Genomic DNA, 24,454 nt, shown 5'->3' on the forward strand with positions numbered 1-24,454 from the left:
CGACGTGTTTTCGAGAGGTTAAACAACACCATGCATAGTGTTCTGATAGTTGACGATCATCCGGTGATTCGATTCGCCGTCAGGGCTCTGTTGGAAAAAAACGGTATGCGTGTGGTCGGTGAAGCCGACAACGGTATCGATGCAGTTCAGTTGGTACGTGAGCTGACACCGCAGGTGGTGATTCTCGATATCGGCATTCCAAAACTGGATGGTTTCAACGTTATTACCCGAATCAAGACACTCAACGTGCGCAGCGAAATATTGATATTGACCTCGCAACCTGCCGACTCGGTGTGCCGACGCTGTATCCAGCTCGGTGCCCGTGGCTTCGTCAATAAAGAAGAAGGCATGGACAATCTGATTACCGCGATCAAGGCGGTGGACAGCGGGTATACCTTCTTTCCTCCACTGGCCTCGGACACGGTCAATCCGGCGGAGCAACTCACCGAACTGATGCAGATTCAGTCCCTGACTGATCGCGAGTTGACGGTCTTGCAGCACTTAGCCCAGGGCTACTCGAACAAGCAGATCAGCGAAATGCTGTTCCTCAGCAACAAGACCATCAGTACCTACAAGACCCGTCTGCTGCAGAAACTGAATGCCACGTCCCTGGTGGACCTGGCCGAGTTCGCCAAACGTAATGCCTTGACGGCTTGAAATGACCAGCATCTGCATAGGGTTGGTGCCGCCCTGCCCTGCAGCATCGTTGCACGAATGGAAACACTGAATTGCGCAGCCTGTAATTGATAGCCCCCTAACGAAAGGCGCATGCTAGGGGGCTCGCATGGGGCTCTCTATCATTCCCGATGATAGTTACCTTCGCTTCATTCGATTCGTGCGATACCAGCCTGCCGCTCATCATCCGCCCATCTTAAATTACCTTGGCGGATGAACCATGGACCAGTCACTCAAACTCTTGCGCTATCCACTCGCGGCCCTGGCCGTGCTGGTGATGAGTGCTTGCGGTAAAGCCCCGGAAACCGCCGCCAGCATGCCCGCTGCCAAAGTCAGCGTGGCCAAGGTGCTGGAACAGCCGGTCAATGAATGGGACGAATTCACCGGGCGCCTCGAAGCCCCGGAAACCGTTGAAATCCGCCCACGGGTTTCCGGCCAGATCGATCAAGTGGCCTTCACCGAAGGCGCCCTGGTGAAAAAGGGCGATTTGTTGTTCCAGATCGATCCACGTCCATTCCAGGCTGAGGTACGCCGTCTGGAGGCCCTGGTCGCCCAAGGCCGTGCCAACGCCACCCGCAGTGAAAACGAAGCCCAGCGCGGCGAACGCCTGCGCGCCAGCAACGCCATCTCCGCCGAATTGGCCGACTCGCGCACCAGCGCCTCCCAGGAAGCCCGGGCTGCTGTCGGCGCGATCCAGGCGCAACTGGATCTGGCCAAGCTGAACCTGAGCTTCACCCGCGTGACCTCGCCTATCAGCGGTCGCGTCAGCCGCGCGGAAATCACCGCCGGCAACCTGGTCACCGCCGATACCACTGCGCTTACCAGCGTGGTCTCCACCGACAAGGTCTACGCCTATTTCGATGCCGATGAGCGCGTGTTCCTCAAGTACACCCAGCTCGCACGCCAGGGTCAGCGCGGTGCAACCACCCCGGTGTACCTGGGCCTGTCCAACGAAGACGGCAACCCGCACCTGGGCCAGATGAACTTCGTCGACAACCAGGTCAACCCGAAAACCGGCACCATCCGCGGCCGGGCCGTGTTCGACAACAGCGACGGCACCTACACCCCGGGCCTCTATGCACGCCTGAAACTGGTGGGCAGCGGCACCTACTCCGCCGTGCTGATCAACGACGAAGCGGTGGGTACCGACCTGGGCAAGAAGTTCGTTCTGGTGATGGATGGCGACAACAAGTCCGCCTACCGCGCCGTCGAGCTGGGGCCGAAGATCGAAGGCCTGCGCATCGTGCGCAGCGGCCTGAACAAGGACGACACCATCATCGTCAAGGGCTTGCAGCGGGTGCGTCCGGGTTCGCCGGTCACGCCTGAAGTGATCCCCATGGCCACCAAGGAAACCCTCGCCGCTCTGGCGCAACAACGACAAGCACTGGAAGCCAGCAACCTGCCCCCAGTCACGCCCGCCAAAAGCGCGCCTGGCTCGGCAGTGAAACTGGCCAGCGCTGCGACTCCACGCGGTTAAGGGACGACAACTCCGATGAATTTTTCCCAATTCTTCATTTCACGGCCGATCTTCGCTGCGGTGCTTTCGCTGCTGATCCTGATCGCCGGCGCGATCTCGCTGTTCCAGTTGCCGATCAGCGAATACCCGGAAGTGGTGCCGCCGACCGTGGTGGTACGCGCCAACTTCCCGGGGGCCAACCCCAAGGTCATCGGTGAAACCGTGGCCGCTCCCCTGGAGCAGGCCATCACCGGCGTCGAGAACATGCTCTACATGTCCTCGCAGTCGACCGCCGACGGCAAAATCACCCTGACCATCACCTTCGCCCTGGGCACCGACCTGGACAACGCGCAGGTGCAGGTGCAAAACCGCGTGACCCGCACCGAGCCCAAGCTGCCCGAAGAAGTGACGCGTATCGGTATCACCGTCGACAAGGCTTCGCCCGACCTGACCATGGTTGTGCACTTGACCTCGCCGGACAAACGCTACGACATGCTCTACCTGTCCAACTACGCCCTGCTCAATATCAAGGACGAGCTGGCGCGCCTGGGCGGTGTCGGTGACGTGCAACTGTTCGGCATGGGCGACTACTCACTGCGGGTCTGGCTCGATCCGAACAAGACCGCTTCACGCAACCTGACCGCGACCGACGTGGTAACCGCCATTCGCGAGCAGAACCGCCAGGTCGCCGCCGGTGCCCTGGGTGCGCCGCCCGCCCCCAACGCCACCAGCTTCCAGCTGTCGGTCAACACCCAGGGGCGTCTGGTTTCCGAGGAAGAGTTCGAGAACATCATCATCCGCTCCGGCGACAACGGTGAAATCACTCGACTCAAGGACATTGCACGGGTCGAGCTCGGCTCCAGCCAATATGCCCTGCGCTCCCTGCTGAACAATCAGCCGGCGGTGGCGATCCCGATCTTCCAGCGCCCAGGCTCGAACGCGATCCAGATCTCCAATGAAGTTCGGGACAAGATGGCCGAGCTGAAGAAGAACTTCCCCGAAGGCATGGACTTCAGCATCGTTTATGACCCGACGATCTTCGTTCGTGGCTCGATCGAGGCGGTGGTGCATACCCTGTTCGAAGCACTGATTCTTGTGGTGCTGGTGGTGATCCTGTTCCTGCAGACCTGGCGCGCCTCGATCATTCCCCTGGTGGCGGTACCGGTCTCGCTGATCGGCACCTTCGCCGTGATGCACCTGTTCGGTTTCTCGCTCAACGCCCTGTCACTGTTCGGCCTGGTACTGGCCATCGGGATCGTGGTGGACGACGCCATCGTGGTGGTGGAGAACGTCGAACGTAACATCGGACTCGGCTTGAACCCGGTGGACGCCACCAAGCGCGCCATGCGTGAAGTCACCGGCCCGATCATCGCCACGGCCCTGGTGCTGTGTGCGGTGTTTATCCCGGCGGCATTTATTTCCGGGCTGACCGGGCAGTTCTACAAACAGTTCGCCTTGACCATCGCCATCTCGACCGTGATCTCGGCCTTCAACTCCCTGACCCTGTCGCCGGCCCTGGCAGCGGTGTTGCTGAAAAGCCACGACGCGCCCAAGGACCGTTTCTCCAAGGTGCTGGACAAGATTTTCGGTGGCTGGCTGTTCCGTCCCTTCAACCGTTTCTTCGACCGCGCCAGTCATGGCTACGTCGGCACCGTGGGCCGGGTCATCCGCAGCAGCGGCATCGCCCTGTTGCTCTACGCCGGGTTGATGGTCCTGACCTTCTTCGGTTTCTCCAGCACCCCGACCGGCTTCGTACCCGGCCAGGACAAGCAATACCTGGTGGCCTTCGCGCAACTGCCGGATGCGGCGAGCCTGGACCGTACCGAGGAAGTGATCAAACGCATGTCCGACCTGGCGCTGAAACAGCCTGGGGTCGAGGCGGCCGTGGCCTTCCCTGGCCTGTCGATCAACGGTTTCACCAACAGCACCAACGCCGGCATCGTGTTCGTCACCCTCAAGCCGTTTGACGAGCGCAAGGACCCGAGCCAGTCGGCCGGCGCCATTGCCGGTGCCTTGAACGGCCAGTTCGCCGGGATCGAAGAAGCCTACATGGCGATCTTCCCGCCGCCGCCGGTACAGGGCCTGGGCACCATCGGTGGGTTCCGCCTGCAGATCGAGGACCGGGGCAACCTGGGCTATGACGAGCTGTACAAAGAAACCATGAACATCATCAACAAGAGCCACAACGTGCCGGAACTGGCCGGGTTGTTCACCAGCTACACGGTGAACGTGCCCCAGGTCGATGCCGCCATCGACCGGGAAAAAGCCAAGACCCACGGCGTCGCCGTCAGTGACATCTTCGACACCCTGCAGATCTACCTGGGTTCGCTGTATGCCAACGACTTCAACCGCTTTGGCCGCACCTACCAGGTCAACGTCCAGGCCGAGCAGCAGTTCCGCCTCGAACCGGACCAGATCGGCCAGCTCAAGGTGCGCAACAACAAAGGCGAGATGATCCCCCTGGCGACCTTTATCAAGGTCAGCGACACCTCGGGCCCGGACCGCGTGATGCACTACAACGGCTTTATCACCGCTGAAATCAACGGTGCGGCGGCCCCAGGCTACAGCTCCGGCCAGGCCGAGAAAGCCATCGAGAAACTGCTCAAGGAAGAACTGCCCAACGGCATGACCTACGAGTGGACTGACCTGACCTACCAGCAGATCCTCTCGGGCAACACCGCGCTGTTTGTGTTCCCGCTCTGTGTATTGCTGGCGTTCCTGGTGCTCGCCGCCCAGTACGAAAGCTGGAGCCTGCCACTGGCGGTGATCCTGATCGTGCCGATGACCCTGCTCTCGGCCATTACCGGGGTGATCCTGTCGGGGGGTGACAACAACATCTTCACCCAGATCGGCTTGATCGTACTGGTGGGCCTGGCGTGCAAGAACGCGATTCTGATCGTCGAGTTCGCCAAGGATAAGCAAGAGGAAGGCCTGGACCCGCTGGCTGCGGTGCTGGAAGCCTGCCGCCTGCGTCTGCGGCCGATCCTGATGACCTCGTTCGCCTTCATCATGGGTGTGGTGCCCCTGGTGTTCTCCAGCGGTGCCGGCGCGGAAATGCGTCACGCCATGGGTGTCGCGGTGTTCTCCGGGATGCTCGGGGTGACCTTCTTCGGCCTGCTGCTGACGCCGGTGTTCTACGTCCTGATCCGCAACTATGTGGAGCGCAGCGAGGCCCGCAAAGCCGCCCGCGCCCTGAAACTGGAGGCGCAACAATGAGCCTGAAAGTCTTCCTGCCAAGCCTCCTGGTACTGGCGCTGAGCGCCTGTGCCGTAGGTCCGGACTACAAGACCGAGAACCTGGAGGCGGCCCATATCACGGCCGCCACCGATGGCGCCGCCGGACAGAAGAATTTTGACCGTGCACGCTTCGAAGGTATCTGGTGGCAGCAGTTCGAGGACCCGATCCTCAACCAGCTGGTGACCCAGTCGTTGCAAGGCAACCGCGAACTGCGGGTAGCCTTTGCCCGGCTGCGTGCGGCCCGGGCGATTCGGGACGACGCCAGCAATGACGCCATGCCGACCATCACCAGCCGTGCCAGCAGTGACCTGGCCAAGGGGCAGATCCCTGGCCAGACCACCAAGCGCGTCAACAGCGAGCGCTACGACCTGGGCCTGGACATGGCCTGGGAGCTGGACCTGTTTGGCCGCATCCAGCGCAACCTGGAAGCCAGCGACGCTGACCAGCAGGCCGCCGAGGCTGACTTGTACCAGCTGCAAGTGACCATGATCGCCGAGCTGGTGGACGCCTACGGCCAACTGCGCGGCGCCCAGCTGCGGGAAAAAATCGCCCTGGCCAACCTGAACAACCAGCAGGAGTCGCGCAAGATCACCGAGAGCCTGCGCGATGCCGGGGTCGGCGATCAGCTCGACGTGGTGCGCGCCGATGCGCGCCTGGCGTCGGTCGAAGCCAGCGTGCCGCAACTGCAAGCGGAACAGGTACGCCAGCGCAATCGCATTGCCACCCTGCTCGGTGAGCGCCCGGACAAGCTCACCGTGGACCTGAGCCCGGCGCAATTGCCGGCAATCGCCAAGGCGCTGCCGATCGGCGACCCGGGTGAACTGCTGCAACGCCGTCCGGATATTCTCAGCGCCGAACGCAAACTGGCAGCGGCGACGGCACGGATCGGCGTGGCCAAGGCCGACCTGTTCCCACGGGTCAGCCTCAGCGGCTTCCTCGGCTTTACGGCCGGGCGCGGTTCGCAGATCGGTTCCTCGGCCGCCAATGCCTGGGCCCTGGGTCCTAGCATTACCTGGGCTGCGTTCGACCTGGGCAGTGTGCGGGCCCGCCTGCGCGGTGCCGACGCCAATGCCGATGGCGCCCTGGCGACCTATGAGCAGCAAGTCCTGCTGGCCCTGGAAGAGTCGGAAAACGCCTTCAGCGACTACGGCAAGCGCCAGCAACGGCTGATCTCGCTGATTCGCCAGAGTGAATCGAGTCGCGCGGCGGCCGACCTGGCGCAGATCCGCTATCGCGAGGGCACGGTGGACTTCCTGGTCCTGCTCGACGCCCAGCGTGAACGCCTGGCCGCCGAAGACTCCCAGGCCCAGGCCGAAGTCGACCTGTATCGCGGCATCGTTGCCATCTACAAGGCCCTGGGTGGCGGCTGGCAGCCCGAGACGGTGGCCAGCAAGTAACAGACAGAGCTCCTTTGGTTGGCCGCAACCAACCAATTTTTTGCCCCGCGCCCCATTCGGTCGCGGGGCTTTTTTTGGCCTCGCTTTTAACGCCGAGGACCTTTTGACTTATGAAGAGGCGATCATTGATAGATGGTATTGATCAACCTGTCAGCCATAGCAATTGGACAACCCACAGCTCGGGTTCTAGCCTTAACCCGCCGTGCAAGCCCTGCGGCACCGTGTCCGCCATTGGTCGTAGTCCCTCGATGATTGTCCGTCCCAAGCCGAACCTGATCGGCATCCTGTTCTCCCTCAAAGGGTCGATTGCCAAGCGGATCGCCCTGCGCAGCATCCTGGTGACCCTGCTGGCATCGGTGATTGTGCTGGTGGAAACCCTGCACCCGGCGTACTTCTCCAAGGTCAATGCCACGCCCTTCACCTTGCTCGGCCTGTCACTGTCGATTTTCATGAGTTTTCGTAACAACGCCTGCTATGACCGCTGGTGGGAAGGCCGCAAACAGTTGGGCCAGTTGATCATCGAGGTGCGCTCGCTGATCCGCGAAACCCTGATCATCCAATACAGCCCGCAGCGCGACAGTCTGCTGCGCGAGCTTTGCGGTTTCGCCCACAGCCTGATCGCCCGCCTGCGCCTGGAAGACGAAGTCAGCGCGGGCCAGCCCTGGGTCAGCGAACCCCTCGACCGCAGTCACCCGAATATCACCGACAACCTGCTGCAGAGCCTGGGGCGGCGCTGCTCGGCCCTGGCCGAACAGGGCCTGATCAGCGAGTGGCGTTATACCCAGCTGGAAACACGCCTGGTGAGCCTGAGCCAGGTCCAGGCCAGTTGCGAGCGGATCAAGAGCACGCCGCTGCCCTTTCCCTACACCCTGCTGCTGCATCGCACCATTTACCTGTTCTGCATCCTGCTGCCGTTTGCCATGGCCGAACCCTTGGGCTGGCTGACGCCGATCTTTACCGCGATCGTCAGCTACACCTTTTTCGGCCTCGACGAAATCGGTGACGATCTGGAGGATCCGTTCGGCTTTGACGAGAACGATCTGCCGTGCAACGCGATCCTGCGCACCCTCGAACGCGAAGTCCTGGCAGCATTGGGGCAAAGCCCGCTGCCGCCGCCGCTGGAGCCGGTGGAGTACGTGTTGACCTGAGTCCGGGTTTGACTCCAGCCGGTTCCTGACCGAAGCTTGCGCCTCTAGAAAAAGTCGCTCTGCTCCGGAATCCTGCATGTCCCCTCCCCGTCGCTATCTGCTGATCAGTCTGCTTATTGCCCTGGCCCTGAGCCTGGGCTGGTTCATGCTGCGCAGCAGCCCGCCGCAAGTGCCGGAGGCGATCAAGCATGGCTATGCCAAGGCTCTGGAGCAGGCACGCAACGGCCAGGGGGGCGCGGCTCGGGTGCTTTATCAGCAATTGGCGCGCCCTGACCTGACCGATGCCCGACGCATCCGGCTGTTGAATGAGCTGCCCAACTACCCCAGCCCGCAAGCCCTGAAACTGGCCGACGCCGACCTCTACCACCCCAGCGCCGAAGTGCGCCAGGCGGCCATTCAAAGTGTGCTGGGGCTGGTGCCCAACGGTCAGCGCAGCCTGCTGCTGGGTCCGCTGCTGGAAGACCGGGAGCAGGAGGTGCGGTTTGCCGCCGCCACCGCGTTGCTCGGGCTGTCGCCGGACGACCAGGGGCTGTATTTCGGCCCCCTGCAACAGGTGATCGACGAATACACCCAGGTCCTCAAGACCCGGGAGGACGATGTCGAAGCCCAGTACCAACTGGCGCGCCTGTACCTGCACAACGCCGACCTGGTCAAAGCCCAGCAGGCCCTTGAGCAGGCCCTGCGCCTGCAACCGGATAACCTGCAGGCCGTGGTGCTGCAAATAGAAGTGCTGGATAAACAGGGGCGCAGCGACGCCGCGCGCCAGCTGTTGGCCAAGCAGCTGCAGGCGCAGCAGGACTCGGCCTATCTGCAACACGCCCTGGGCCTGTGGCTGCTGCATCACCAACAGGGCGAATTTGCCTTGCTCGGCTTGTCGCGCGCGGTGGAGCTGGAGCCGAACAACGCGGACTACCGCTACGACCTCGCCACCACCCTGCACAGTGAGCAAGAGTTGGAAGCGGCACAGAAACAACTGGAAGAAATCGTCCAGCGCCAGCCGGCCAACCGCAAGGCACGGGTGTTGCTGATCAGCTACTGGAAAGAAAGCGGCCAGTTGCAAAACGTCCAGGTGCTGCTGGCCCAACTCGAACAACAAAACCCCGACGACCCGGCACTGCAGCAAGGCCTGTAGCCGCTGCCGCCAGGTTGCGCTGGCCAGTCGCCCCTGCGCATGTACACCTGACACACTTCAGCGCACTGAAGGGCCAGCGCAACCATCGGCAGCGGCTACAGAACTGGTCGGGCGCTGAACATCCGCACTACCTCATAAATCCCCGACAGCCCCCGCCCCCGGCCCCTACAGAACAATAAATGTTGAACCGCCATCATCGGCGACGGTCAAGTATTGAGGCAGTGCTTTGAAGGGCGTTCGCGCGCCACTGCCTATTACGATCAGTCGCCACGCGAGGGCATTTCTTGACGATATCCACCGAGTTGATCAGCGCCAAAGCCGCCACCGGCATCGAAGGTCTGGACGATATTCTTTCCGGCGGCTTATCCCGCGGGCATGTGTTTCTGCTTGAGGGCGAGCCTGGCACCGGCAAGACCACCGTGGCCTTGCATTTTCTATTGGCTGGCGCCCGCGCCGGCGAACGTTCGCTGTACATCACTCTCTCGGAAACCGAACGTGAACTGCGCCAGGGTGCGCTGTCCCACGGTTGGGAGCTGGACGAAAACATCCATATCTTCGAACTCACCCCGCCGGAAAGCCTGCTCAACGCCGAGCACCAGCAAAGCCTGCTGTACTCCTCGGACCTTGAGCTGGGCGAAGCCACCAAGCAGATTTTCGAAGTGGTCGAGCGGGTCAAGCCAACCCGCGTGGTGCTCGACAGCCTGTCGGAGATCCGCCTGCTGGCGCAAAGCTCATTGCGTTATCGCCGCCAGATCCTGGCCATCAAGCATTACTTCGTACGTTACGACGCCACCGTCCTGCTGCTGGACGACCTGACCACCGAATCCCTGGACAAGACCGTCCACAGCGTCGCCCACGGCGTGGTGCGGCTGGAAGAGCTGACCCCCAACTATGGCGCCGAACGGCGACGGATCCGCGTGGTGAAGTACCGCGGACAGAAATACCGCGGCGGTTTCCATGACTTCACCATCATGGGCGATGGCGTCCATGTGTTCCCACGGCTGGTGGCCGCCGAGCACCGTGGGCGTTACGTGCGTCAACAGTTGACCAGCGGCATCCGGGAAATGGACGCCCTGCTCGGCGGCGGTATCGAGACTGGCTCCAGCACCCTGATCCTCGGCCCGGCCGGTACCGGCAAATCCCTGATCTCCATGGTCTTCGCCGCCGCTGCTGTGGCCCGTGGCGAAAAAGCCGCGCTGTTTATCTTCGACGAAGAACTCGGCCTGCTGTTTGAACGCATGAAAAACATGGGCATCGATCTCGAGGCCCTGCAAGCCACCGGCAACCTGATGATCGAGCAGGTCGACGCCGCCGAATTGTCACCGGGCGAACTGTCGCACCGGGTCCGGCGCTGCGTCGACAAAGGCAATATCAAGACCGTGGTCATCGACAGTATCAACGGCTACCAGGCCGCCATGCCTGAAGAGAACGCCCTGGTGCTGCACATGCACGAGCTGCTGCTGTACCTCAACCGCCAGGGCGCCGCGACCTTCATGACCGTGGCCCAGCACGGCCTGGTCGGCGACATGCAGGCGCCGGTGGACATCACCTACCTGGCCGACACGGTGATCCTGCTGCGTTACTTCGAGGCCCTGGGCAAGGTGCGCCGGGCCATTTCCATTATCAAGAAGCGTACCGGCAGCCATGAATCGACCATCCGCGAATACCGTATCGGCAGCCAGGGCATGACCATCGGCGAGCCCCTGGCCGCATTCCAGGGCGTGTTGCGCGGCGTGCCCACCTACCTCGGCGAGAGCAATCCGCTGCTCGAGGATGAGCAGCCGTGACCGTTATCGAACCGCTCTCCGAACGCGCCCTGGTGCTCACGCCACTGGGGCGTGATAGCCAACTGGCGCAACTGATGCTCAAGGAAGCGGGCTTTCAGGGGGTGATTACCCCCCATCTGGCGGCGCTGTGCGAGGAACTGGAGCACGGCGCCGGCCTGCTGATTATTTCCGCCGAAGCCCTGCGCGGGGCCGATATCGAACCCTTGCTGCAGCACTTAGAGCAGCAACCTGCGTGGTCCGATCTGCCGATTGTGCTGCTGACTCACCATGGCGGGCCGGAGCAGAACCCGTCCTCGGGCCTGGGCAACCTGGGTAATGTGACCTTTCTCGAACGCCCATTTCACCCGGCCACCCTGATCAGCCTGGTCAGCACCGCCCTGCGCGGACGGCGGCGCCAGTATGAAGCGCGGGATCGGCTGATCGACCTCAGCCAGAGCGAACTGCGCCTGCAAAGCACCCTGGAAACCCTGGAGCAGCAGGTCGAGGAGCGCACCGCGCAGCTGCGGCACAACGAAGAGGCCCTGCGGCAATCCCAGAAAATGGAAGCGGTCGGGCAACTGACCGGGGGCATTGCCCATGACTTCAACAACATGCTGACCGGCATCATCGGCAGCCTGGAGCTGCTGCGACGGCGCCTGGCCCGGGGCCGCACCGAAGACCTGGACAGCCTGATCGACCTCGGCGTGACCTCCGCCAACCGCGCCGCGGGCCTGACTCACCGGCTGCTGGCCTTTTCGCGGCGCCAGTCCCTGGACTCCAAACCGGTGGAGATGAACACCCTGGTGACGTCCATGGGTGAGCTGCTGCACCGCAGCCTGAGTGAAAGCACGCAGTTGGAGATGCAGCTCAACCCCACGCTGTGGGTCGCCGAAGCCGACCCCAATCAACTGGAAAGCGCCCTGCTCAACCTGGTGCTCAACGCCCGCGATGCCATGCCCAATGGCGGGCGGCTCTTGGTCGAGACGTTCAACCAGCATCTGGACCACGACTTCACCCAGGCCCATGACAACCTGGAACCCGGCGACTACGTGGTCCTGCGCGTCAGCGACAACGGCTGCGGCATGCCGGAAAGCATCATCAACCGGGTGTTCGATCCATTTTTCACCACCAAGCCGATCGGCCAGGGCACTGGCCTGGGCCTGTCGATGATCTACGGCTTCAGCAAGCAGTCCCACGGCCATGTCAGCATCACCAGCGCCCTGGGCCGGGGCACCGAAGTCAGCCTGTTCCTGCCGCGTTTCAGTGGCGACGTGCAACAGGACGAACACCTGGCACCACAACTATTGCCCTATGCGCAGAACGGCGAGACGGTGCTGATTGTCGAAGACGACACGGCCGTCCGGGTGCTGGTCAGCGCGGTATTGAGCGAGTTGGGTTACAACTTTGTCGAAGCCGGCGATGCCGTCGGGGCGATGCCGATTCTCGACTCGGGCCAACGCATCGATCTGCTGATCAGTGACGTGGGCCTGCCCGGCATGAACGGCCGGCAACTGGCGGAGATCGGGCGGCAGATCCGCCCGGAGCTCAAGGTTCTGTTCATCACCGGTTATGCCGAACACGCGGCGGTGCGTGGCGGCTTCCTCGACCCGGGGATGCAGATGATCACCAAACCCTTCACTTTCGACCTGCTGACCGCCAAGGTCCGGGAAATGATCAAGGCCTGATGCCCAAAGGCATCAGGCCGGCGCTCAGGCGAGCAGTTCCTGGATCTGTTCCTGCAAGCTGTTGAGGTCGAACGGCTTGGCAAGGATCGGCGCGGTCTTGGCGATCGGGCTGCCGGATTCAAGAATCTCGGTCGGATAGCCGCTGATAAAAATCACCTTCAGGTCCGGGCGCAGCTTGACTGCCGGCTCGGCAATCATCACCCCGGTAATCCCGCCAGGCAGACGGTAATCCGTGATCATCACGTCCAGGTGCGGTTTGCTGGCAAGGATCTCGAACGCCTGTTCGCCGTTTTCTGCCTGCAGGACCCGGTAACCCAGGCCGGACAGGTAGTCAGCGAGCAACATCAAAATCACCGGTTCATCTTCGACGATCAATACGACGTCTTGTGCATCTTCACTCATGGGGCGCCTTTGTTCGGTCAATTGCTGCTGATACGACCACTGGGTCACGCAGAGGTTGCGTCGAGTTTAGTGGTTTTCCCCAAGCGGCAGGCTCACGCGAAACAGCGCGCCTTCGCCGATCTGGCTCTGGACGGTGATGGAGCCGCCGTGAGCGGCGACGATCTGCTCTGAAATGAACAATCCCAGGCCCAGGCCGGCGGCCACCGGGCTGCCGGAAACCCGCTCGAACTGCTGGAAAATCCGCTTCTGGTTGTCTTCGCTGATGCCAATCCCGTGATCACGCACCTCCACCCGCGCCTCGCCGTCCTGGCGGTAGACCCGCACTTCGATCGGGCTCTTGGCGCCGTAGCGCAGGGCATTGGTCAGCAGGTTGGAAATGACTTGCTCGATGCGGAACTCATCCCACTCGCCTTCAACGCTGTCCTCGGCGCTCAGGCTCACCGACGACTCGGCGGCATGGACCTGGGGCGCGAAGTTTTCCAGCAGGCCCCGGACCAATTGGCACAGATCAAAGCGGCTGGGGCGGATCGACAGCTTACCGGTGCGGATGCGCGAGATGTCGAGCATGTCTTCGATCAGGCGAATCAGGCTTTTGATCTGGCGCTCATCTCGGTCGACCATGGCGTGCATCTTGTCCAGGGTGAACGCGGCGGCGTTGTCCCGGGCCAGGTGCATCTTGCGCAGTTGGGTTTCGAGAATCAGGCCGTTGAGGGGCGTGCGCACTTCATGGGCCACGATCGACATGAAGTCATCGCGCATGCGCACCGCCTGCTCCAGTTCGTTCTGGGTCGCCTGCAACTTCTTGAGCAGCACTTCCTGCTCGCGCCGGCTCTGTTCCAGGGCCTCGACCTGCTGCTTCATGGCCTTGCTCTGGCGATACAGGTCGACGAACACATTGACCTTGCTCTTCACCGCATGGATATCCAGCGGCTTGTGCAGAAAGTCCACGGCCCCGCTCTCATAGCCCTTGAAGGCGTAATTGAGCTCGCGCCCAGCGGCGCTGACAAACACGATAGGGATGTTCTTGGTCTTTTCGGTGCCGCGCATCAATTCGGCCAGTTCAAATCCGTTCATCCCGGGCATCTGCACGTCGAGGATGGCCATGGCGAACTCATGCTGCAGCAGCAGCGACAGCGCTTCGTCAGCCGACAGCGCCTTGTACACGGTGCGGTCTTCGCGCTTGATCAGCGCTTCGAGGGCCAGCAGGTTCTCCGGCAGATCGTCGACGATCAGCAGCTTGGCTTGAAGGGTACTTAACATGCGATTCGTTCCAGCTCGACTAGCAGACGGCTGATGCCGCGCAAAGGGAGAATATAGTCCGGTTGGTGCAGGGCCAGCGCCGCGTCCGGCATGGTCGCGACCTGGGCTTCCTGCGGGTCCTGGACCACGGTCAGGCCGCCGCGCCGCTTGACCTGGGCCAGGCCCCGGGCGCCATCCTGATTGGCCCCGGTCAGGAGCATTGCCGCAAGCCTGGGCCCATAGGCATCGGCCGCGGACTCGAACAGATAATCGATGGCCGGGCGCGAGTAATGCAGGCGCGCCTCCAGGCTCAGGGACAGGCTGCGATCCTGCTCCACCGACAGGTGATAACCGGGCGCGGCGAAGTACAGGGTGCCGGGGGTCACCGACTCCTTGTCCTCGGCCTCCTTGACCGGCAGCGCGACGCGCTTGGCAAAGACCTCGGCCAACTGGCTGCGGCGCTCGTCCGGCAGGTGCAGCACGACAATGATCGGCAGCTCAAAGCCCCGTGGCAGCTCGCCAAAGATGCTCAACAGCGCCTCGACGCCGCCCGCCGAGGCGCCGACGACTACAGCCTCGACCCGAGGCAGGGTTTCAGGTTCGATAACACCGTGGCTCATAACTTGCGGTAGATCCGTTCTTGTTTGACCAGGGGTTCGAAATGCTTGCCGTAGGCGGAGAAATCCAGGGTTTCCTTGCTGCCCAGTACCAGGAAGCCACGATGGCACAGGGACTCATGAAACAACCCAAACGCCCGATCCTGCAACTTTTTATTGAAGTAAATCAATACGTTACGACAAGAAATCAATTGCGTTTCGGAGAACACGCTGTCCGTGGCCAGGCTGTGGTCGGCAAAGGTCACGTTCTCGCGCAGGGTCTTGTCGAAAATCGCGTAGTCGTAGGCCGCCGTGTAGTAATCGGCAAACGAGCGCTGGCCACCGGCCTGCTGATAGTTGTGGGTGTAGGCGCGGATATTCTCCAGGGAGAAAATCCCCTGCTTGGCCTTTTCCAGCGAGCTGGGGTTGATGTCCGTGGCGTAGATGATGGTGCGTTCCAGCAAGCCTTCCTCGCGCAGCAGGATGGCCATGGAATACACCTCTTCACCGGTGCTGCAGCCGGCGATCCAGATCTTGATCGAGGGGTAGGTCTTGAGCAGCGGCACCACTTCCTGGCGGATCGCCAGAAAATGCGACGGGTCGCGGAACATCTCGCTGACCGGAATCGTCAGGAACTGCAGCAGTTGCATGAACGCCGTCGGGTCGTGCAGCACCCGTTCCTGCAGGGCCGATATGGTCTTGCATTCGAACTGGCGCAAGGCATGGTTGACCCGGCGCTTGATCGAAGCGCCGGAGTAGTCGCGAAAGTCGTAGCTGTATTTGAGATAAATAGCTTCGATCAACAAACGCAGTTCGATTTCGGTATTGCGCTCCACTAGATTCTTTCCATCTTGGGTAACCAGACTCGAATGAGCGAGAACAAGCGATCCAGGTCGATCGGCTTGGCCAGGTAGTCGTTGGAACCGGCCTGCAGGCAACGTTCCTGGTCGTCCTTCATGGCCTTGGCGGTCACTGCGATGATCGGCAGCTTGCGCCAGCGCGGGTCTTTGCGGATCTCGATCGTGGCTTCATAGCCATCCATCTCCGGCATCATCACGTCCATCAGCACCAGGTCGATGTCCTCGACTTCATTCAATTTAGCGATCGCTTCATGGCCGTTACGGCCAATCACCACGACCGCGCCTTTCTGCTCCAGGGCACTGGTGAGGGCGAAGATGTTGCGCACGTCATCGTCCACCAGCAGGATCTTGCGCCCCTCGAAGACCCGATCGCGGCTGCGGGCGGTCTTGAGCATCTTCTGTCGTTCATGGGACAGCTGGGATTCGACTTTGTGCAGAAAAAGCGTCACTTCATCCAGCAGGCGCTCCGGCGAGCGGGCGCCCTTGATGATGATCGAGCGCGAGTACTTGCGCAGTTCGGCCTCTTCGTCCCGGGTCAGGTTGCGACCGGTGTAGACGATCACCGGCGGGAACGAGCAGATGTCTTCGGTGGACATGCGCTTGAGCAGATCGTTGCCCAGCATGTCCGGCAGTTTCAGGTCGATGATCATGCAGTCGTAGATGTTCTGGCGCAGCAGGTCCAGGGCTTCCTGGGCCAGGCCGACGGCGGTGATTTCGATGTCGTCGTCACCGATCAGGCGGGCGATGCTGTCGCGTTGCAGGTCGTCGTCTTCCACCAGCAGCACGCGCTTGACCTTCTGCGTCAGCTTGGCTTCCAGGCGCGCGAACACGTCCTTGAGCTCTTCACGGGTGGTGGGCTTGACTGCATAGCCAACGGCGCCCATGTGCATGGCGGCCTCGACTCGATCTTCCACCGAAATCACGTGCACCGGGATGTGCCGGGTCTCGGCGTGCTCCTTGAGGCGCTGCAGCACCGTCAGCCCGGAATGGTCTGGCAGGCGCATGTCAAGCAGGATCGCGTCGGGGATGAACTGCGCCGCCAGGCTGTAGCCTTCATCGGCGCCGTGGGCCACCAGGCAGTGATAGCCCAGCTCATGGGCCAGGTCATAGAGGATGTGCGCAAAATTGGGCTCGTCTTCCACCACCAGGATGCAGCGCGTGGCAAAAGGAGCCTTGTCGCGGTCATCGGCAAAACGCGCGATCGGCACTTCAACCACCTCCGGCAGCGGCGCCGGGGCCGGCCGTGGCGTGAACGGCGTGGTGCTGACCACCACCGTCGGCGTCTCGGGCAATGGGCTGCCTTCGGCCTGCTCGATGTACTGCTCAGGCAATTCCAGGGTGAAGATACTGCCCTGCCCTGGCTCGCTGCTGACCGTGATCGAGCCGCCGAGCAAGGCCGCCAGATCGCGGGAAATCGACAGGCCCAGGCCGGTGCCGCCGTAACGCCGGTTAGTGGTGCCGTCGGCCTGGCGGAAGGCTTCGAAAATGCTCTGCTGCTGATCCTGGGCGATGCCGATCCCGGAATCACGCACGGTAAAGGCAATCCCGACACCCGGCTGGCGCGAGACCGTGAGGCTGACCTGGCCTTTTTCGGTGAATTTCACCGCGTTCGACAGCAGGTTCTTGAGAATCTGTTCGACGCGCTGGCGGTCGGTGAACAGCATCTGCGGCGTGCCGGGCTGCACCTCGACCTCGAACGCCAGGCCCTTGTCCAAGGTCAGCGGCTGGAACATTCCGCGCAGGCCTTCGACCAGGCGCGGCACGCTGACGTGTTCCGGGCGCATCTCCAATTTGCCGGCTTCGACCTTGGAAATATCCAGGATGTCGTTGATCAGGTTCAGCAAGTCGTTACCGGCCGAATAGATCGACTCGGCGAACTTGACCTGCTCGGCGCTGAGGTTTTCCTGGGGGTTCTCCGCCAGCAGCTTGGCCAGGATCAGCGAACTGTTGAGCGGCGTGCGCAGCTCGTGGGACATGTTGGCGAGGAATTCGGACTTGTACTTGCTGGAGCGCTGCAACTCGTCGGCACGCTCTTCGAGCTGGATCTGCACCTGGTTCAGCTCGTTGTTCTTGCGGTCCATGGCATCGCGCTGCTCGGCCAGGGTCTGCGCCTGTTCGGCCAACTGCTCGTTCGTCTGCTCCAGCTCCACTTGCTGGGTTTCCAGGTGGACCTGGGACTCCTTGAGGATCCGCGACTGCTCTTCCAGTTCCTCGTTGGCGGTTTTCAACTCTTCCTGCTGCACCTGCAGCTCTTCGTTGAGCTGCTGGGTTTCGGCCAGGACTTCCTGCAGGCGCTGGCGATAGCGCGCAGCCTCGATGGAGGTGCCGATGTTGTCGGCGATCAACTCGAGCAATTCGATATCGCGATCGGTCAAGGCCCGCAAGAAGCCCAGCTCGATCACACCGTTGACCCGCTCGTCGTTGCTGGTCGGCACCACCAGCACGCTGCGTGGCGCGCCGTCGCCGAGGCCGGAGCTGACTTTGAAGTAGTCCACCGGCACTTCGTCCAGGCGGATCAGGCGGTTTTCCTGGGCGGCCTGGCCAACGATGCCCTCGCCGCTGTAGATCGACTGCTCCTGCTGTTCCTGCTCCCGGGAAAAGCCGTAGCTCGCCACCCGTTTCAGGCCGCCGTGCTCTTCACGCACATAAAGAGCCGCCACCGGCGAGCCCAGGTATTGCGCGCAGAACTGCAGGATATTGCGCCCCAGCAGGTTCAGGGTCAGTTGCCCCAGGACCTGCTCGGCCAGCTCGGTCTGGCCATTGCGCAGCCAGGCCTGCTGCTCAAGGCGCCGGGCGCTTCTTTGCTGGGACTCGAGGTTGTCGCTGTAGCTTTTCGACAGGGCCATCAAGTCACGCCGGCCGATGTAGGCCAGCAACCCGCTCAGGCCCAGGACAAACACCAGGTACAGGGTCACGCTGAGAATGGTGGTGCGCCGCACATCTTCATTGCGCGCCATCCGCAGTTGCTGCTCCATGGCCACGGCTTCGTCGTATTCCTTGCGGATTTCATCGGTCAGGCGCTTGCCCCGTCCGGCCTTCACCGCACCGCGATAGTCACCGCTCTGACGCTGCAGGTCGATCATGCCCTGGGCGTAATTATTCCACTCGACCTGCAAGGCTTCCAGGCGGCGGAAGCGGTCGACTTGCTGCGGGTTGTCCGCCACCAGTTGCTGCAGGCTTTGCAGCTCATCGATGATCCGCGGCTTGGCCACCTCGTAGGGGTCGAGGAAACGCTCGTCACCGGTGATCAGGAACCCGCGCATGCCGGTTTCCAGGTCAACGGTCAGCTTCGAGGCCTCGTTGACGTTATTGATCACCCGGTCGGTGTGCTCGACCCACTGGATCACCGACAACAGGTAGGTAATCAGGGACACGAAAAAAACCGCGCTCAACACCCCGACGCCCAATGGCAGGGAGATGTTGCGACTCAGGAGTTTGCGAAAACTCTGTTCATCAACCGAAGACGGACGGATCATGATTTGGCCTTGGTGAAGTGTAAAAAAACACGGAGTTTGCCCCACAAAGGGCCCCTGGAGCTATTTTTCTGCGAGTTTTGCCCGGCAATTTTTCGTTGCGCACTGCCCTGCCGGCGCAAGAGCAGTTATTCTGGGCGCCGGTTGTACAGCAAAGGTTTTTTGTACAGCTTCGGGAACTTGTGATCAGTCGCGACTTACTGATGCAAGAGGCCGCGATTTTCCGGCCCCGGCCTACCGATTTCAATTTTCCGAGAGTGTCCTTTTATGTCCAGCATCGCTTCCACCATCCTTGTAGTCGAAGACGACACCATCGTGCGCATGCTGATCGTCGACGTGCTCGAAGAGCTTGAGTTCAAGGTACTGGAAGCCGACGGCAGCGAGGCCGCTCTGGTGCTGCTCGAAGACACCAGCCTGACCATCGACCTGCTGATGACCGACGTCGGCCTGCCCGGCATGGACGGCAAGCAATTGGCCGCACGCGCCCGGGAACTGCGCCCGAGCCTGCCGATTCTGTTTGCCAGCGGTTATGCCGAAAACATCGAAGTGCCGCCCGGCATGTCGGTTATCGGCAAGCCGTTCTCCATCGACCAATTGCGTGACAAGGTGCGTTCCATCCTCGCCTGATGGCTGCGCCTGCCGACCCAGGCTGACCCTGCCCTTCCCGCCCGAGCCAAGCTGACGGCGCTGCGTTGATCGCGGCGCTGACGCCCAGCTGTGGTTTAATTGCGCCCCGATTTCCCCCCACGCCTGCCAGGAATACCCGCTCATGAGTCCGACCGCCGCAACCAAAGTCCTGATCATTGGTTACGTCTGGCCTGAGCCCCGTTCCTCCGCTGCGGGTGGACACATGATGCAGATCCTCCAGACCTTCCTCGAACAGGGCTGGGACATCACCTTCAGCAGCCCGGCCAATGAAGGTGAACACAAGGAAAACCTGGCGGCCCTGGGCATTCGCGAATGCCCGATCGAGCTCAACAACAGCAGCTTCGACCGTTTTGTCGCCGAGCTGGCGCCGGATATCGTGCTGTTCGATCAGTTCATGATGGAGGAGCAGTTCGGCTGGCGCGTTGAGCAGCATTGCCCGAACGCCTTGCGCGTACTGGAGACCTCCGACCTGCAGAGCCTGCGCCACGCGCGCCACGACCGGCTCAAACAGCGCCTGAAAGACAGCACTGACAGCGACGATTTCAGCGCCCTGTTCGCCCCGGCGCTGCGGGAAGAATTCGAGAACATGGCCGAGACCGACCTGGCCAAGCGCGAGATTGCCGCGATCTATCGCTGCGACCTGAACCTGATGATTTCCGAGTTTGAGATTCAGTTGCTGGTCGAGCACTTCAAGTTGCCGCCAGCCCTGCTGCACTGGTGCCCGCTGATGCTGGAGCAGATGCCTGAGCGCTTTGTGCCTTATGAGGAGCGCGCGCACTTTCTCAGCATCGGCAACTTTCGCCACGCGCCGAACTGGGATGCGGTGCTGTGGATGAAGAACAGCCTGTGGCCGCTGATCCGCCAGCAATTGCCCGGCGCCCAGCTGCATCTATATGGCGCCTACACCCCGCCCAAGGCGGCGGCACTGCATAACCCGGGGCAAGGCTTTCACATCATGAACTGGGCCGAGGACGCGTTGCAGGTGATGAGTGCCGCGCGCATCTGCCTGGCGCCCCTGCGGTTCGGGGCCGGGATCAAGGGCAAGCTGGTGGATGCGATGCTCTGCGGTACGCCGAGCATTACCACCCCGGTCGGCGCCGAAGCCATGCACGCCGACGAACCCTGGCCGGGAGTCATCGCGCAATCGGCCACGGCCCTGGCAGCGGCGGCAGTCAGCCTGTACCAAGACCCGGCAGCCTGGCACCAGGCCCAGCAACGGGGCCAGCAACTGCTCGCCGCCCGCTACCGCCAGCCAGTGCACGGCCCGGCCCTGATCCAGCGCCTGGCCGAATGCCGGGCCAACCTGGCCCAACTGCGCCGCGACAACTTTACCGGCGCCATGCTGCGCCACCATCACCATAAAAGTACCCAGTACATGGCCCAGTGGATCGAAGCCAAAAATCGCATCCCGACTCAGTAGCCGCTGCCGCAGGCACTGGTGCCAGGAGATGGCAGAGGGCATTATCCGTCGAGCCAACAACAAGAAAAGCCCTGCGCCATGAGCCGATCCGCGAAAATCACCGACCCTTCCTACGAGTTGATGGACGACCACAACGGCCTGTCGGTCATCTATCGCCAGCACGGTTTTCCCTGCCCCCTGGTGCGCTGGCACTTTCACAAGGAATACGAGCTGCACCTGATCGTCGCCAGCTCGGGCAAGGTGTTCATCGGTGACTACATCGGCAACTTCTACCCCGAATCCCTGTTCCTTACCGGCCCCAACCTGCCCCATAACTGGATCAGCCAGGTGGCCGAGGATGAAGTGGTGCCCAAGCGCGACATGCTGGTGAACTTCACCGACGAGTTGTTCGAAAGCGGCTACCAGGTTTTCGCCGAGCTGAAAAACCTCGCACCGCTGCTGGAGCGCGCGCAATACGGCATCGAGTTCCGCTGCAAGCGCACCATTGCCCAGGCCATGAACCTGATGCAGCGCATCGCCGACTCCAGCGGTGTCACGCGCCTGGGGCACTTTTTCATTCTGCTGGAGCTGCTGGCGGCCAGTGACGACTTTCAGTTGCTGTCCGGCGCAACCAACGTGCAACTGGCCGACGAACACAATGTGGATCGCACCAACCGTGCGGTGGACTACATCTTTACTCACTACGCCCGGGAACTGCCGCTGGAAGAAGTCGCCGACTACCTGGGCATGAAACCCACCTATTTCTCCCGGGTGTTCAAGCAGGCCACCGGGCGTTGCTTCGTCGAGTTCGTCAATCGCCTGCGGATCAGCAAATCCTGCGAGTTGCTGGCCGACGGCGACAAGCCGGTGACCGATGTGTGTTTCGAATCCGGCTTCAACAACATCTCCAACTTCAATCGGCGTTTCCAGCAGCTCAAGGGCATGACCCCGTCCCACTACCGCCGCCTGGCGGTGCAACGCCTGACCGAGCAGAACCTCGGCTAGACCATTCCTGGCGCTCTAAACCGGCCTTCTGCATCCTCCCCCGCGATCAATCCACGCCTCGCCTGCCGCGCCCGGAACCCGGGCGCGTTGTGGGCGACGAACGGCAATTTCATTCAGATTCAACGCCACGCCGTCATAGGCAGGGCCTGGCTGTTTGTAAACGAGTCCCGTTCAGCCCATGTTCAGGAGATGGCAATAATAGTCATTCAGCAATGAGTATCATTATGTTACAAATTGAACCCCTGACTCCTTCCCCGCCGGTGCTGAATGCTCGTTCCCTTTTTGATCATGCTGCGCGAAGGCATTGAAGCCGCGCTTATCGTTGGCATCATCGCCAGCTACCTGAAGCAGACCGGCCGTGGCCAGTGGATGCCCGCAGTGTGGATCGGCGTCTTCCTCGCCGCGGCCCTGGCCCTGCTGGTCGGCGGCGGCCTGGAGTTGATGAGCGCGGAATTCCCGCAAAAGCAGCAGGAACTGTTCGAAGGCGTGGTCGGGCTGGTTGCGGTAGGCATCCTCAGTTCCATGGTGTTCTGGATGCGCAAGGTGGCGCGCTCCATCAAGCATTCGCTGCATGTGTCCCTGGACCACGCTCTGGCGGGCTCCAAGCACCAGGTCACCGCGCTGATCGCCATGGTGTTTTTCGCCGTGGCCCGCGAAGGCCTGGAGACTGTGTTCTTCCTGCTCGCAGTGTTCCAGCAGAGCGAAGGCCCTGCCGCCCCCATAGGCGCCCTGCTCGGCCTGATCCTGGCGATTATCGTCGGCTTCCTGATCTACACCGGCAGCATGCGCCTGAACCTCGGCGCGTTCTTCCGCTGGACCGGGCTGTTTATCCTGGTGGTCGCCGCCGGGATCCTCGCCAACTCGGTGCAGGCCCTGCATGAAGCAGGCGTCTGGAACCACCTGCAAACCGTGCTCTTCGACTTCAGCGCCAGCCTGCCGATGGATGGCCCGCTGGGCTCGGTCCTGGCCGGCATGTTCGGCTACCAGGATGCACCGACCATCAGCACCCTGGGCGCCTACCTGCTGTACCTGGTGGTGACCCTGGTGCTGTTCTTCCTGCCCAGCGCCCCGCCCGCCAAACCGGCCAGTTCCTCGTCTTCCGTTTCCAGTCAGTAAGGCTCTCCATGACCCAGCAAGCATCCCCACAGGTCTCGCCCCCCCGCGCTCTGCGTTGGGCGGTAGCCGGTTCGGTAATCGTGATGATCGCCGCCGGCGGGTTGTTCTACTACGCCTCGCAGCTCGCGGCCAGCAAGCGCCAGAGCAACCAGAACCAGGGTGAAATCACTGTCTCCATCCACCCCCACAGCTGCGAGCCCAACGCCCTGAGCGTGCCGGCCGGGCGAGCGAGCTTCCGGATCGTCAACCGCTCCGAACGTGCCGTGGAATGGGAAATCCTCGACGGCGTGCTGGTGGTCGAAGAGCGCGAGAACATCGCCCCGGGCCTGAGCCAGGTGATCAACGCCAACCTGCTGCCCGGCGACTACGCCATCACCTGCGGCCTGCTGAGCAACCCGCGCGGCACCCTGCACGTGACGCCGACGGCGGAGTCCGACGCCAATGCCAAGGCGCGCCCGTCGATGGTGGCCTTTATCGGCCCGCTCTCGGAGTTCCGGGTCTACCTCAGCAGCCAGAGCAGCGCCCTGATCAAGGCGGTCGCCGCCCTGCAGCAAGCCGTGGCCGCAGGCGACCTGCAACAGGCCCAGGCCTTGTACCTGCCGGCCCGTGCGGCCTACCAGCGCCTGGCCCCGGCTGCGCAACGCCTGGCCGAGTTGGACAACGCGATCAATGCCCGCGCCGACTACTTTGAAAAGCGCGAGCAGGACCCGCAATTCCAGGGCTTCCACCGCCTCGAATACGCCCTGTTCCAGCAACGCGGCCTGAGCGGCATGGCACCCGTGGCCCAGCGCCTGCTCGACGATGTCAGCAGCCTCAAGCAGCAACTGCTGGCCCAGTCATTGCCACCTGAGCAACTGGTCAGCGTGGTCGCCCGCAACGTGCGCAGCCTGGCTGAAGTGCGCGCGGTCAGCGGTGAAGAGGAACGCTACAGCCACAGCGACCTCAATGGCTTTGCCAGCAACCTGCAAACCACGCGCAAGGTCATCGACCTGTTGCGGCCCTTGTTGAGCAAGGCCGCCGCCGAGCTGTTGCCGCCAATCGACACCGCCATCAGCGGCCTGGAGGCTCAGTTCGCCGCCTTGCGCGCAGGCGACGGCTACCGCACCTACGACAGCGTCAATGCCACTCAGCGCCAGCAGATTGCCGACCAGGCCAAGCAACTGGCCGACGCACTGGATGCCATCGATCCCGCCCTTGGCCTGTCCGGCCTGTAAGCAGAA

Annotated in this window: 17 protein-coding genes and 2 pseudogenes; 13 read left to right on the forward strand and 6 right to left on the reverse strand. The window is 62.2% G+C overall.

Annotation, left to right across the window (positions count from 1 at the left end):
• Positions 1–30: 30 nt before the first annotated feature.
• The 8 genes from ACOZJV_RS03680 to ACOZJV_RS03715 all read left to right on the forward strand — a co-directional run bounded on the left by ACOZJV_RS03680 (position 31) and on the right by ACOZJV_RS03715 (position 12,496).
• Entirely contained in the window at positions 31–657 is a 627-nt protein-coding gene (locus ACOZJV_RS03680) for a response regulator transcription factor (protein WP_020297990.1), read from the forward strand.
• A gap of 238 nt (positions 658–895) precedes the next feature.
• Entirely contained in the window at positions 896–2,152 is a 1,257-nt protein-coding gene (mexE, locus tag ACOZJV_RS03685; RefSeq protein WP_421546871.1) for a multidrug efflux RND transporter periplasmic adaptor subunit MexE, read from the forward strand.
• A gap of 15 nt (positions 2,153–2,167) precedes the next feature.
• Complete coding sequence (locus ACOZJV_RS03690; RefSeq protein ID WP_078473478.1) at positions 2,168–5,347, forward strand: efflux RND transporter permease subunit; 3,180 nt, start codon at positions 2,168–2,170, stop codon at positions 5,345–5,347.
• A complete protein-coding gene (locus tag ACOZJV_RS03695) occupies positions 5,344–6,765 on the forward strand; it encodes an efflux transporter outer membrane subunit (protein ID WP_078473479.1) in 1,422 nt (473 codons plus the stop codon). The genes ACOZJV_RS03690 and ACOZJV_RS03695 overlap by 4 nt, the downstream gene beginning before the upstream one ends.
• A gap of 248 nt (positions 6,766–7,013) precedes the next feature.
• On the forward strand, positions 7,014–7,913 hold the full coding sequence (locus ACOZJV_RS03700; protein ID WP_421546872.1) for a bestrophin family protein: 900 nt from the start codon (positions 7,014–7,016) through the stop codon (positions 7,911–7,913).
• Between the two features lie 76 nt (positions 7,914–7,989).
• Positions 7,990–9,045: a tetratricopeptide repeat protein gene (locus tag ACOZJV_RS03705; protein WP_201130899.1), complete on the forward strand. Its 1,056-nt coding sequence runs from the start codon at positions 7,990–7,992 to the stop codon at positions 9,043–9,045.
• A 284-nt stretch (positions 9,046–9,329) separates the two neighbouring features.
• Positions 9,330–10,832: an ATPase domain-containing protein gene (locus ACOZJV_RS03710; RefSeq protein WP_078472280.1), complete on the forward strand. Its 1,503-nt coding sequence runs from the start codon at positions 9,330–9,332 to the stop codon at positions 10,830–10,832.
• Positions 10,829–12,496: an ATP-binding protein gene (locus tag ACOZJV_RS03715; RefSeq protein WP_421546873.1), complete on the forward strand. Its 1,668-nt coding sequence runs from the start codon at positions 10,829–10,831 to the stop codon at positions 12,494–12,496. The genes ACOZJV_RS03710 and ACOZJV_RS03715 overlap by 4 nt, the downstream gene beginning before the upstream one ends.
• A 24-nt stretch (positions 12,497–12,520) precedes the next feature.
• Here ACOZJV_RS03715 and ACOZJV_RS03720 read toward each other — a convergent pair whose 3' ends face one another.
• From ACOZJV_RS03720 to ACOZJV_RS03745, 6 genes and pseudogenes are all read right to left on the reverse strand, one after another.
• The gene (locus ACOZJV_RS03720; RefSeq protein WP_020297998.1) at positions 12,521–12,898 is read right to left on the reverse strand and encodes a response regulator; all 378 of its coding nucleotides are present in this window, start codon (positions 12,896–12,898) and stop codon (positions 12,521–12,523) included.
• 66 nt (positions 12,899–12,964) lie between these two features.
• Positions 12,965–14,158, reverse strand: coding sequence for a hybrid sensor histidine kinase/response regulator (locus tag ACOZJV_RS03725; protein ID WP_421546874.1), 1,194 nt, complete (start codon positions 14,156–14,158; stop codon positions 12,965–12,967).
• The gene (locus ACOZJV_RS03730; RefSeq protein ID WP_201130897.1) at positions 14,152–14,757 is read right to left on the reverse strand and encodes a chemotaxis protein CheB; all 606 of its coding nucleotides are present in this window, start codon (positions 14,755–14,757) and stop codon (positions 14,152–14,154) included. Before ACOZJV_RS03730 ends, ACOZJV_RS03725 begins: the two co-directional genes overlap by 7 nt.
• On the reverse strand, positions 14,754–15,569 hold the full coding sequence (locus tag ACOZJV_RS03735) for a CheR family methyltransferase (RefSeq protein WP_020298001.1): 816 nt from the start codon (positions 15,567–15,569) through the stop codon (positions 14,754–14,756). Before ACOZJV_RS03735 ends, ACOZJV_RS03730 begins: the two co-directional genes overlap by 4 nt.
• Positions 15,569–16,789 (reverse strand): annotated as a pseudogene (locus ACOZJV_RS03740) (response regulator); the annotation flags it as partial. The gene ACOZJV_RS03735 and the pseudogene ACOZJV_RS03740, both read right to left, overlap by 1 nt.
• Before the next feature lie 113 nt (positions 16,790–16,902).
• Positions 16,903–19,069 (reverse strand): annotated as a pseudogene (locus ACOZJV_RS03745) (CHASE3 domain-containing protein); the annotation flags it as partial.
• Positions 19,070–19,333: 264 nt separating this feature from the next.
• Between ACOZJV_RS03745 and ACOZJV_RS03750 the strand changes: the two are divergent.
• The 5 genes from ACOZJV_RS03750 to efeO all read left to right on the forward strand — a co-directional run bounded on the left by ACOZJV_RS03750 (position 19,334) and on the right by efeO (position 24,448).
• Positions 19,334–19,693, forward strand: coding sequence for a response regulator (locus ACOZJV_RS03750; protein WP_078472275.1), 360 nt, complete (start codon positions 19,334–19,336; stop codon positions 19,691–19,693).
• 142 nt (positions 19,694–19,835) lie between these two features.
• Positions 19,836–21,134: a glycosyltransferase gene (locus tag ACOZJV_RS03755; protein WP_421546875.1), complete on the forward strand. Its 1,299-nt coding sequence runs from the start codon at positions 19,836–19,838 to the stop codon at positions 21,132–21,134.
• A gap of 78 nt (positions 21,135–21,212) precedes the next feature.
• Positions 21,213–22,118: an AraC family transcriptional regulator gene (locus ACOZJV_RS03760; protein WP_078472273.1), complete on the forward strand. Its 906-nt coding sequence runs from the start codon at positions 21,213–21,215 to the stop codon at positions 22,116–22,118.
• 267 nt (positions 22,119–22,385) lie between these two features.
• On the forward strand, positions 22,386–23,234 hold the full coding sequence (efeU, locus tag ACOZJV_RS03765; RefSeq protein ID WP_078472272.1) for an iron uptake transporter permease EfeU: 849 nt from the start codon (positions 22,386–22,388) through the stop codon (positions 23,232–23,234).
• 8 nt (positions 23,235–23,242) lie between these two features.
• Entirely contained in the window at positions 23,243–24,448 is a 1,206-nt protein-coding gene (efeO, locus tag ACOZJV_RS03770) for an iron uptake system protein EfeO (RefSeq protein WP_421546876.1), read from the forward strand.
• Positions 24,449–24,454: the final 6 nt, after the last annotated feature.

Source organism: Pseudomonas sp. QD4, assembly GCF_049199125.1.
Taxonomy (GTDB): domain Bacteria; phylum Pseudomonadota; class Gammaproteobacteria; order Pseudomonadales; family Pseudomonadaceae; genus Aquipseudomonas.

Coding starts and splice junctions, on each gene's coding strand:
- ACOZJV_RS03760 (WP_078472273.1), top strand. CDS start 21,213: ATGAGCCGATCCGCGAAAATCACCGACCCTTCCTACGAGTTGATGGAC.
- ACOZJV_RS03725 (WP_421546874.1), bottom strand. CDS start 14,158: ATGTTAAGTACCCTTCAAGCCAAGCTGCTGATCGTCGACGATCTGCCG.
- ACOZJV_RS03705 (WP_201130899.1), top strand. CDS start 7,990: ATGTCCCCTCCCCGTCGCTATCTGCTGATCAGTCTGCTTATTGCCCTG.
- ACOZJV_RS03690 (WP_078473478.1), top strand. CDS start 2,168: ATGAATTTTTCCCAATTCTTCATTTCACGGCCGATCTTCGCTGCGGTG.
- efeO (WP_421546876.1), top strand. CDS start 23,243: ATGACCCAGCAAGCATCCCCACAGGTCTCGCCCCCCCGCGCTCTGCGT.
- ACOZJV_RS03695 (WP_078473479.1), top strand. CDS start 5,344: ATGAGCCTGAAAGTCTTCCTGCCAAGCCTCCTGGTACTGGCGCTGAGC.
- ACOZJV_RS03755 (WP_421546875.1), top strand. CDS start 19,836: ATGAGTCCGACCGCCGCAACCAAAGTCCTGATCATTGGTTACGTCTGG.
- ACOZJV_RS03750 (WP_078472275.1), top strand. CDS start 19,334: ATGTCCAGCATCGCTTCCACCATCCTTGTAGTCGAAGACGACACCATC.
- efeU (WP_078472272.1), top strand. CDS start 22,386: ATGCTCGTTCCCTTTTTGATCATGCTGCGCGAAGGCATTGAAGCCGCG.
- ACOZJV_RS03730 (WP_201130897.1), bottom strand. CDS start 14,757: ATGAGCCACGGTGTTATCGAACCTGAAACCCTGCCTCGGGTCGAGGCT.
- ACOZJV_RS03700 (WP_421546872.1), top strand. CDS start 7,014: ATGATTGTCCGTCCCAAGCCGAACCTGATCGGCATCCTGTTCTCCCTC.
- ACOZJV_RS03680 (WP_020297990.1), top strand. CDS start 31: ATGCATAGTGTTCTGATAGTTGACGATCATCCGGTGATTCGATTCGCC.
- ACOZJV_RS03720 (WP_020297998.1), bottom strand. CDS start 12,898: ATGAGTGAAGATGCACAAGACGTCGTATTGATCGTCGAAGATGAACCG.
- mexE (WP_421546871.1), top strand. CDS start 896: ATGGACCAGTCACTCAAACTCTTGCGCTATCCACTCGCGGCCCTGGCC.